The following is a 10,949-nucleotide window of genomic DNA, read 5'->3' on the forward strand; positions in this document are numbered from 1 at the left end:
GCAGCGATAATGCAATCATATTGCGTATATGCTGCACTTATTGTATACTCTAAAGTTCCACAGCAGCTATTATGCTGGTTCTGAAGGGATATTTAGAGCTTGTGAGAGAAAGAATAATCTAAAAGGAGATCGTGTGTATCTTAGCAGAACTCTTGAGCATGTACTGAGAAGAACTTCTGAACAGTTTCAGGTTGTACTTGTTACCGGAGCCAGACAGGTTGGAAAAACCACACTTCTTAAGCATTGCATGACTGAGCGCACCTATGTTTCGCTGGATGATCCCCTTGTGCTTGAATTAGCAAAAAATGATCCTGGTCTTTTTCTGCAGCGTTTCCAAACACCTCTGCTCATAGATGAAATTCAATATGCTCCTGAACTGCTGTCTTACATCAAAATTGCGGCAGACAGAAAACAGGAACCGGGGTTGTTCTGGCTATCAGGTTCTCAGCCGTTTCATTTAATGAAGGGGATTTCTGAATCCCTTGCAGGCAGGATGGGAATATTGAATCTCATGGGATTCTCCAGAGTTGAGCTGGCAGATAAAGCTGATACCTATCAACCGTTTCTTCCCGGTTCCAGTGATATGAACAGAAGACTGTCTGAGATGCCCTCACTGGAATTGAAGGAACTGTATGAAACGATATGGAGAGGCTCATTCCCGGACATTTCTGTATACGGTCGCAAAGACAGAAACATCTTTTACAGTTCTTTTGTACAAACCTATCTTCAGCGGGACATCCATGACCTCACCAGAGTTGGTGATGAGATGTCGTTTCTTAAGTTCATAAAGATTTGTGCTGCCAGAACCGGACAAATACTGAACTATGCTGATATGGCCAGGGATGCGGATATAGCGCCCAATACAGCTAAAAGCTGGCTTTCTATTCTACAGGCTTCAGGAATAATATATTTTCTGGAGCCGTACTATTCCAATTTATCCAAGCGCCTTATAAAAAGTCCCAAGCTCTACTTCCTGGATACCGGTCTCTGTTCGTATCTTTCAGGCTGGTCCAGTCCGGAAACTCTGGAATCCGGTGCGATGTCCGGTCCTATTTTTGAGACCTGGGTTGTTGTAGAAATCCTGAAGAGCTATTGCCACAACGGATTTCATGCACCTTTGTATTATTACAGAGACCGGAACAAAAGGGAAATAGATCTTCTTATTATCAGAGATGGAACAGTTTATCCTATTGAAATTAAGAAGACCGCATCCCCCACAGTAAAAGCAATAAGGCATTTCAGTGTTCTGGACAATCAGAATCTCAAAAAAGGCACAGGCGGTCTGATCTGCCTGTCTCAAACGAGCCTTCCCCTTAACAGGGATTCAATCACAATACCGGTCAGAGCACTGTAATAAAGTACAAGAGAATTCCCCTATTTCTTTCACCATGGAACCGTCAGGTTTGAATTGATCTGAGGATAGTGTGAATCCACAACGACGAGAAAAGTAACAGATTTAGATAAGAATCGTCAGTTGCTCGTTTTGACGCAGCTTTTATAGAGGCTTTCGATCTTTTCGGCCTCATCTTCTGTAAGCGCGGCGAACTCACCGGTTATTGCATGAGCATCCGAGCTGCTCACAAAACGTAATACCTATAAAGACTTCCTCGATTCTACAGTAACTCAATATAGCAAATGATAATTCTGCTGGAGGTATGTAGACACCCCTGGAACTGTAATCCTGGTATTCGTCATGTAGTGAGATACATAGTTCACAATATGATATTCCACTGGTGAATAATACAGGGAGAAAACCGCATTCAACGGATGAGTGAATACTCCGCGGTCACGCACCGCCTGGCTTCGTGTTCATGAAAGTACTGTTCCCGAACCATTTCCACGCAGGAAGAACTTCTATCTCCAGACCATCCCTGGAGATATTTCTTTCCTCGTGAAGGGTTATGATCAATCTTCGTGCTTCTCTTGTATCAGCTGCCAGGGCTCTGGTCTCTCTATCCAGAACATTCTGTTCGTCAAGTTTCGAGCAGACCTGCATCAGTATATGTTCACCCGATCCATTCATGAATGAAAAGTCGATCTCGAATCCATTCTTTGACATAACATATGACGGCATGAAGCCTCTTCTGCGAAGCTCTACAAATACAGCGTCTTCCAGTGCCCTTCCCAGTCCCCATCCGCCGCTTCGTCCCACAAAGGCGTTTACAAGCCCCTGATCGATTGCATAAACTTTTCTGGGGTTTGTCATCCTCCTCCGTTCACTTGCTGTCTCGATGAACATACTCTCCACCATATATGCATCCTCAAGATAACCAAGATAGTCATGAACGGTATTCTTCGAGCAATTCAGCCCGTTCGCTTTAGCCTCTCTGAAGATTCGGTTAACGGAGGTTCTGCAGCTGCAGGAGTTAAGTAATCTCCGAACTACATATTTAAGAAGGGTGATGTTAGTCACGCCCCAGCGGTCTACTACATCCCTGAAAATCACCGTATTTACATAATTCTGTAGAAGCTGACGATGTAGCATTTCTTCCAGTGGAAGAACCGCAGGAAAGCCTCCGGTATCCAGATATTCCAGAAAGTATTTCTCCATTATTGAGCGCGTAGAGCTTTCAGGATACCTTTCCGGGGATAATCCCTTCCATCTGAGATATTCTCTGAAGCTGAACGGTTTTACTTCCAGGGTCAGTGATCGACCGCGCATCTGTGTCGCAACTTCACCACTTAGAAGCCTTGAAGAGGATCCGCTTAATATCAGCCTTGGCCCTCTTCTGTCGAGAAGGGTTCTTGTATAACTCTCCCATCCTTTTACCTCCTGAATCTCATCAAGGAAGAACCATACCGATTTGTTCCTGAAATCAGGATATCTTCTGAAGTATTCCTCTTCAATTAACCTCATGTGTCCATGATCTAACTCACCGAGCCGATCATCCTCGAAATTGATATAGAGGATTCTCTCCCGGGGTATTCCTTCTTCAAGGAGATCTCCTATTGTCTGATACATGAACCAGGTTTTCCCCGATCGTCTCATACCCAGTATTACTGTAGCAAGGTCTTGTGCGGTGGGGAGTTTCAGCTCACGGCGTATCATCAACGGAGGATGGAGATTCAGCCCCTCGGTTACAATCTGTTCTACAATTGCTGCTGTCATATCTATCCCTTCTTATAGGGAAAGATATGGCGTTATCATGCCCTGTCAATAGGGAGAGATATAAGAGAATTATACAATTCTGGTATATTTGCTCATGAAGGATCTTTGTTTAACACGGATTGAAGGGTGCTGAGACGGGTTAAACCTTGCACAGCTCGCAGATGAGTGATAAATTAGCGAATGAACAATAAAATGGAACAGCGTGATACACCTATCATATTCCTTGCTATGTTCTGGGGCGGCGGTGGACCTTACACTATTCCTGAGATCATTCATGCTTATGACTGGATCAACAGGGATGTTCCTGATAGAGAGCAGATGGAATCAGCCCTCAATACGCTGCTGGCGATGGGTCTGATTGAAAAACAGGATGACAGGTTTCGTGTTAATCGGTCGAGAGGTCAGGAATTTGACGTATTCCGAAAGAAAAAACGTAAGAGCAAATTCAAGATGGTCAGGATGTATTTCAGGCAGTTGCCGACTGTTACGGATATACCACGGATAATCAGCCTGTCGGACAATGAATACAGGGCACATATCTTAGAGTACAGAAGAGCATTTGATTAAGCCGGCAGAGACTGAATAAGCAGTTGGTGCCTACAGGATAAACATCATGGTGTATAGTATTGGGTATTCAATGTTTCACCTGTTACTGTTTTTTTGTACTGTGTTGCGGATTGTCATTTAACATGAAACCACATAGGCTGTATTGAAAGATCGATCAGGTTTTCTCGAATAAAGGAATTACTAACAGAACTGAACGGGTTACGTCAATTACTAATGAAGGCGGTCAGAGACTTCATTTACATTCAGAGATAAACGATGAATGAAGTTCTTCTTTCTGTGGCGACGACTTTCCTTGTGCTGCTCAGAGTAGTGGACATCATGAATAGAGTTAACAGGTATTTTTTCAATCGAACGCAATCCTTGTAAGATACTTCCAATATCTGGAAGTATTGTACGTGCATTGTGCATTTGTCATGATTGTTGTTATATTACTTCTACAAACTTATTCGAGGTAGATATATGGAGACACTGACTGAGCTGCTGCTGAAAACCAAGTATGCCGGAATGATAGTCACCCCTGCCATTATCACCCATCTGGCGGGCGGGAGCCGCGCCCGCCGGTGGGGACTGGTGAACAGGGCGCTGCAAAGCGACGAGTTGATCCGCCTGAAACGGGGTATGTATTTACTCGATCCAGCTCTATCAAGACTGGACATCAGCAGGTTGAGGATCGCGAACAGGCTTATCCCCGAAAGCTTCGTTACAATGGAATCAGCTCTTGACTACTATGGCTGGCTGCAGGAAGAACCATTGCTCGTTCAAAGCTGTATTGCATGCGGAAGAGAAAGGATTTTCCAGAATGCCCTGGGCAGTTTTGCATATACACCCATCCCTGTTGTCGATAATAATTGCTATAAGGGAGTATTGAGGGAGGCCTTGCCGGGCGGATACACCCTGGTTGCATCTCCCGAGAGAGCAATAGGTGATTTAGCATACGATCGTAAGCTCAATTGGGAGGGTATCCTTGGACTCTGTGCAGCTCTGCGCACGGATGTATCGTACCTCAGCGAGCTTAACACAGACGATCTGAGGGAGATTGCCCGCATATACCGTTCAGCTAAAGCTCGAAACTTCCTCTCCCTGTTGGCCGATGCCCTGGATGGAGGATCATGAAAAACATTATTGAATCAAGGCTCGAAGAATATGGTTCGTCTTCCCGGGAGGCTCGCGTTCATGCTCTTCGGGAGATCGTGCAGGAAATCGCCCTATATTCACTGTCAGTGAACGATTTCTTCAGCAGAGCTGTGTTCCACGGCGGAACAGAACTTCGTTTGGTTCATGGTCTACCTCGTTTCTCAGAGGATCTCGATTTCATCCTCGCGGAGCCTGATAATTCATTCTCCTGGTCTTCATACGAAGAGGCTCTGCTCAGAACCTGTTCCAATTATGGCCTTGACACTGAATTGCGTACTGTCGGGTCGGAACACTCATCTATCCGCAGGCTTCTTCTGATTGATACTTCTATTCTCGAGGGCTCACCTGACGGTCGGACACCATTTTTAAGAATCAGACTGGAAGCAGACGTAAATCCCCCTGAAGGAGTACAAATTCGAACCGCATTCATTGACTTCCCGATACCATTTGAGGTTTCGGTGATGGACCTCTCCTCATCGTTCGCTTTGAAGTGTCATGCGCTTTTATGCAGATCATGGATTAAAGGAAGAGACTGGTTCGATTTCCTCTGGTTCTGCTCCAGAGATATCCACCCTGATATGGATCTGCTTTCCTCTGCAATCGACCAGAACGGACCGTGGGTAAACCGGGGCATCCATGTTACTCAAGAATGGCTCAAAGACCAACTCCGCCGTAAGATCGAGTCTCTGGACTGGGATCAGGTTGCTCGCGATGTGTTCCCATTCCTGTCCGCGGATGAGCGTAGAACACTGGATGGATGGAAGCGTGAACTGTTCATCCATTACCTTCACCGTCTGTTCTCCGGATAGCTCGAACCGGAGGAGAGGTCTGTATTCATCAGGTCTGTAGCTCCGTATGGAGAAGGCTTCGGGAAGTTACATGTATTTTCCTGTTGCCGGGTAATACTGTTGATTGGAAGATCTTTCCAGTACTACTTGCAGGCGCTGTCACATCTGTTCCTTTTTCAACAAGAACCGTGAAAAAACTGAAAGTCAAGAATTTCACTACGATTGTAGGGGTCGCAACGGTTGTTCCTGGGCTTTTCACATTGCTTAAGGTAATAATGTAATATTCTTGCTTCACATCTTTGTATGATCATACAGGATGTTCTTACATAGAATATTGTAAATATATATGTTGACATAGTGACTCTTTGTGTCAATATATGCATTGACGAAATAGACGTTTCTGTCAATACATATGTTGACATATAGGAGGTTTAAGATGAAAGCGAACAACAAGCTTGTCAGAGAACAATTACAGATAACACTGGCTAAGTTTCAACCAATGCTTGCTATATCGATTCCGCCCAAGGGCTGGATTAGAGCAATCAGAAATGCTCTGGGGATGAACGGGAGACAACTTGCCGAGCGCATGGGCGTCACAAGGCAACGAGTATCCATCATAGAGAAGCAGGAAATCGATGCTTCAGTCACCCTCAAAACTTTGCGAAGAGCTGCCGAGGCACTGGAGTGTGTTTTCGTTTATGCTCTTGTTCCCCGAAAGAGTCTTGATGAAATTACTCGGAATAGAGCACAGCGAGTTGCAGCCAAACGCCTTGCTCGAGCCTCTCATACAATGAAGCTTGAGAATCAGGCACTCGGTAAAAAAGAAAACATGCAAATCTTGTCCAATATGATCGAAGAAATCATGGATGAGCTTCCATCAAATCTATGGGATGAATGATGCCGGATTTCAATTATCCGGAAGGAGCCACCCCTATTGATCCGGATGAAGCAGGAGACCTCCTTCTCACACATTTAACCACGCGAAATGAATTGGATCGTTGGGAACAGGACAATATTGTTGAAGCATTGATATGGCTGGATAAGACAACCCCGACAGATATCCTGAATGAGCAATTCGTCAAGGAACTCCACAGGCGCATGTTTGCCAGAGTTTGGAAATGGGCAGGACACTTTCGTATCAACGACAAGAATATCGGCGGACCGTGGTATCAGATTTCAACGAATGTGAAAAACCTCTGCGATGATGTGCGCTTATGGATAGAACTACAGGAGTATACGCCGGATGAAATGGCTATCCGATTTCACCACCGGCTGGTGTTGATTCATCCGTTTCCGAACGGTAACGGTCGCCATGCACGGCTGATGACCGATCTATTACTTGAAAACATCCTTAATTGTTCAAGATTTACATGGGGAAGTGAGAATCTATCAAGAGCCGGCAATACCAGACAAAGATACATTGCAGCTCTTCACGCGGCAGATAATTACAACTATGAACCCCTGCGTGAGTTTGTTAGAACATAGGACAGCATCGAACCGGCTCGATATGTACACAGGCAGGAAAAGACCATTTTTCTGTTCTATAAAGATAAGCTCTCCTCTAAGTCTCCTAAATACTGGAAGCAACGAAGGATCGGACTGCCGGCACAGATAATAATCGTTCGGTATTATCAAAGAACTTATACTGTCAGTATCTTTTATACTATTGACAGGTAAAGCTCTTGTTAATATATGTTACTGTAATCGTAGGAATTTCCTACGAAACGGCAAACCATCTGAAAGGATGGGACGCAAAGTCAGGTGCCTACGTCCAAAAGGATAAGGTCGATCGGCTGCCGAAAAGGTAAGTTCTTCTTTTTTTGCGCCCCGGATTCAGATGGTAATAAAAGCCACTGGAATCGGGTCTTTTTATTTTGAAATATGAAAGGAGATACATAATGGCAACAGGGATTGAAAGAGAAATTCAGGAAGTATGGGAAAAGGGTCAGCCTGATAAGCACACCGATTCTTTGAAATGTCGCCGGAAAGATGCCTGCGGCGCCTGGATGAACCGCAATCTATACGGCGACCGTGATTCCCTGTACGGTTGGGAGATTAATTATATCGATCCAGCCGGATCTGATGATATCAACAACCTGCAGCCTCTGCAGTGGGAAAACAACGTCGATAAAAGCGACGGCAGTCTTATATGTATTGTCACTGCTATTGGCCAGGAGAATAAAAAGATCGGGTGATATCAGCAATTGAGTCAATCCTATCCTCTATGCCTCTGAAGAAGTCCCTATTTATTCGTAGTAATTCTGGATATTATCTTTGATACAGGTGCTGGTACTGCCGTATAAATAATGGAATACCGCAACCTTTGTTTACACTTACTCAGTTCGAGAATGACTCAGCTTATTGCAGCTGCTTTTATCTGAAAAGCCGTGAGTTGCCTTTACGTCTGAAATTTGTGCCGGGCGAAATTTGCTCACGCTTATGAAATGAACTATAGTGTGCTTTATCATCGAATAACCAACCATAACCTCTAATGGGAGGTATAGTCATTGCTTTAATTCAACACGGATCCTTTGACTGCTTTTCAGCTGCTGCTACCGCGAGGGTGCAAGCTGATCGAGCTGCAGTAGGTGAGCTGAGAACTTTTTCCGCGCTTCGCGAAGCAACTCGAGATGTGCAGCCCGTTCCGATTGAGTTCAGGGCATCTGATACTCCTCGTGGTCTTGCGCTGAAGTCTATAATGCTGAAGAAAGGGTTTGAGGGATTCCTTCAGAACCTGTTCAATCAGACCAACGAGGTGTACTTCCTGTGCTGGGCGTGGGATTTCAGTGGTAATCCACCCTTTGTGTACCCGGGGCTCGGCGCGACTCCGCAAAGCTGCATAATTCCCATGAAAGTTGACCACCTGAGAGAGTTCTTAGGAGCTGGATTAGCGCTATTTCCCTCACGAACGGTCACCGCCGGGCTCGCTATTCGTATTATGCTGTGGGAATCTGACCAGGGTGCTCGCGACTTCGGAAAAACTATGAACGAGTTGGCCAACACTGTCAGGACGAGTGAGTTAACTAACCTTCTGTCTTTGATCACTATGGCGACGGGAGTAACAGGGTCAACCATAACGGCTGCCTATATGGCCGCTGGTGAACTTACGAAGGCTATGAGCGCGATTCTCCGGGCAAACAGCGACGACTACGTTGATTTCTATGAAGGTTATTATCCTGCTTCAGATCCATGGTCGGCGGGAAATGAAACGCACAGGGGAAATGCGAGCGAGATAACCTTAACGCGACTTTTATAACAACCTTGAGCTTTGCGATACAGCGACGGAAAAGTGTACAGGCAGCAGTAAAAGTACATCATGAAATACGAAAAAGGCAGAGCTTAATGCAGAATGATGGAATGTCAGAATTGTCATGGCAGACTGGACTGGAATATCATTGCTTTAAAGCAGTCTATTCACTGTCCAGTGCTTCCCTTAGCTTGACGGCCAGATATTTGGATTTGAAGGGCTTCTGAATGAAGTGCACCCCTTCATCCAGCACTCCCTTGTGAGCGATCACATCGGCGGTATAGCCGGACATGAAAAGACGTTTGATATCAGGATAGATTGACAGCAGATTCCTTGCCAGATCCCTGCCATTCATCTCGGGCATCACCACATCGGTCATCAGCAGGTGGATATCGCCGGAATGCTCCCTGGCCAGCCGTATCGCTTCACCGGGAATATCTGTAGAAAGCACTGTGTAACCCAGGCGTTCAAGAATTGTTGCAGTCATTCTCAGAATGGCAGGTTCGTCCTCCACCAGCAGGATGGTCTCGCTGCCGCTGACGGCTGATATTCTGGAATCCTTCTTCGGTTCCGAAGTGATTTTGCTGAAATGTCTCGGCAGATAAACCTTGATGCACGTACCCTGTCCAGGTTCGCTGCATATATTGATAAAGCCGTCATTCTGCCTGACAATGCCGTAGACTGTAGAAAGACCAAGACCGGTGCCTTTGCCTACCTCCTTGGTGGTAAAGAACGGTTCAAAGATACTTTTTTGAATCTCTTCATCCATACCGCAGCCGTCGTCGCTGACGGACATCATCACATATTCACCTGGAATGAAGCCGTGATGGTCAACGCAGTAACCCTCATCAAAGGTAAGATTACCGGTCTTGATGGTGAGATTGCCTACACCTTCAATGGCATCCCGGGCATTGACACAGAGATTTGTCAGTATCTGATCGATCTGTGTCGAGTCCAGTCTTACGAGCCAAAGGTCACTGGCGGGCTGCCATGAAAGGTCAATATCCTCGCCAATAAGACGTTCAAGCATCTTGAGCATGGACCCGACGGTCTCGTTGAGATCGAGTACCCTGGGGGAGATGGTCTGCTTCCGCGCGAAGGCAAGAAGCTGGCTGATGATGTCAGTGGAGCGCCTGGTCGCCTTCTGGATTTCATCGAGATTCGGGCGGATAGAGCTGTCGGAAGGCAGTCCCTCCTGAATCATTTCCGCATGGCCAAGAATGACACAGAGCATGTTGTTGAAATCATGCGCCACGCCGCCTGCCAGCCTGCCTACCGATTCCAGCTTCTGTGACTGATGCAGCTGTTCGAGAAGCTTTTGTGAATTCTCCTGTGACCGTTTGAGTTCCGTGATGTCTCGCATGAAACAACCAACACCCATTTTGCTGTTCTGCAGTGCTACAGGGAATTTTATGGCCTGGTAATGATTTTCTCCAAAATGCTCTTCTGTGGTGACTACCTTTCCTGTGGCTACAACATCCCTGTCCGATGCCCGGCAGATGTCTGCCGCTTCTTCAGGCAGAAGGTCGTAATCTGACTGTCCTATGACTTCCTCATATGATTTACCATAGAAATCCGCCATGGCTTTATTCAAAACGAGGTATTTGAATTGGCTGTCTTTAAGAAATACCAGGTCTGACGTGCTGTTGATAAATGTTCTGTAACGTTCTTCGCTTTCTTCCAGCGCTTTCTCGGCCTGCTTGCGCTCCGTAATGTCTCGAAATATACCAAATGCGCCTGTATACTGCTGCTGCTCAAACTGCGGTCTGACAGTTACCAGCAAATACCGTCTCTGTCCATCAGGGCGGATTATTTTCAGTTCGTAGCTGCTCGATTGTCCAGTATGACGTATTTTCGTTTGCGAGATTATGGTGGCGATTTCCTCTTCATCCAGGAATTCTTTCAGGTTTCTTCCCACAAGACTACCAGGTGAAACACCAAAGATCTCATGAGTCGCCGGGTTTGCGAAAACAAATTGTTCTTCAGGATTAACGATGGCAATTCCCTCTCCCTGATCTTCAATAAGCCTCCGGTATCGCTCCTCGCTTACACGAAGTTCTTCCTCGGCCCGTTTGCGGTCTGTTATATCCAGGTGTGTGCCGCA

Annotated in this window: 10 protein-coding genes and 1 riboswitch; of the genes, 8 read left to right on the forward strand and 2 right to left on the reverse strand. The window is 45.9% G+C overall.

What is annotated here, in order from left to right:
* Positions 1–28: 28 nt before the first annotated feature.
* On the forward strand, positions 29–1,354 hold the full coding sequence (locus tag K8R76_06260) for an ATP-binding protein (GenBank protein MCD4847775.1): 1,326 nt from the start codon (positions 29–31) through the stop codon (positions 1,352–1,354).
* 432 nt (positions 1,355–1,786) lie between these two features.
* Here K8R76_06260 and K8R76_06265 read toward each other — a convergent pair whose 3' ends face one another.
* On the reverse strand, positions 1,787–3,109 hold the full coding sequence (locus tag K8R76_06265; GenBank protein MCD4847776.1) for an ATP-binding protein: 1,323 nt from the start codon (positions 3,107–3,109) through the stop codon (positions 1,787–1,789).
* A 180-nt stretch (positions 3,110–3,289) separates the two neighbouring features.
* Here K8R76_06265 and K8R76_06270 point away from each other — a divergent pair, with 180 nt between their 5' ends.
* The 7 genes from K8R76_06270 to K8R76_06300 all read left to right on the forward strand — a co-directional run bounded on the left by K8R76_06270 (position 3,290) and on the right by K8R76_06300 (position 8,854).
* Entirely contained in the window at positions 3,290–3,676 is a 387-nt protein-coding gene (locus tag K8R76_06270; GenBank protein ID MCD4847777.1) for a hypothetical protein, read from the forward strand.
* Between the two features lie 459 nt (positions 3,677–4,135).
* Entirely contained in the window at positions 4,136–4,789 is a 654-nt protein-coding gene (locus K8R76_06275; protein ID MCD4847778.1) for a hypothetical protein, read from the forward strand.
* Positions 4,786–5,619, forward strand: coding sequence for a nucleotidyl transferase AbiEii/AbiGii toxin family protein (locus K8R76_06280; GenBank protein ID MCD4847779.1), 834 nt, complete (start codon positions 4,786–4,788; stop codon positions 5,617–5,619). Before K8R76_06275 ends, K8R76_06280 begins: the two co-directional genes overlap by 4 nt.
* Before the next feature lie 415 nt (positions 5,620–6,034).
* The gene (locus tag K8R76_06285; GenBank protein MCD4847780.1) at positions 6,035–6,496 is read left to right on the forward strand and encodes a mobile mystery protein A; all 462 of its coding nucleotides are present in this window, start codon (positions 6,035–6,037) and stop codon (positions 6,494–6,496) included.
* A complete protein-coding gene (locus tag K8R76_06290; protein ID MCD4847781.1) occupies positions 6,496–7,083 on the forward strand; it encodes a mobile mystery protein B in 588 nt (195 codons plus the stop codon). The genes K8R76_06285 and K8R76_06290 overlap by 1 nt, the downstream gene beginning before the upstream one ends.
* 231 nt (positions 7,084–7,314) lie before the next feature.
* Positions 7,315–7,399: riboswitch (cyclic di-GMP riboswitch) on the forward strand.
* 97 nt (positions 7,400–7,496) lie between these two features.
* Positions 7,497–7,793, forward strand: a complete 297-nt coding sequence (locus tag K8R76_06295; protein ID MCD4847782.1) for an HNH endonuclease — start codon at positions 7,497–7,499, stop codon at positions 7,791–7,793.
* A 368-nt stretch (positions 7,794–8,161) separates the two neighbouring features.
* On the forward strand, positions 8,162–8,854 hold the full coding sequence (locus K8R76_06300; GenBank protein MCD4847783.1) for a hypothetical protein: 693 nt from the start codon (positions 8,162–8,164) through the stop codon (positions 8,852–8,854).
* Between the two features lie 154 nt (positions 8,855–9,008).
* Here K8R76_06300 and K8R76_06305 read toward each other — a convergent pair.
* On the reverse strand, positions 9,009–10,949 hold a 1,941-nt coding region (locus K8R76_06305), incomplete at its 5' end, for a PAS domain S-box protein (protein MCD4847784.1).

The sequence above is a fragment of the Candidatus Aegiribacteria sp. genome (assembly GCA_021108435.1).
Lineage (GTDB): Bacteria > Fermentibacterota > Fermentibacteria > Fermentibacterales > JCC-6 > Aegiribacteria.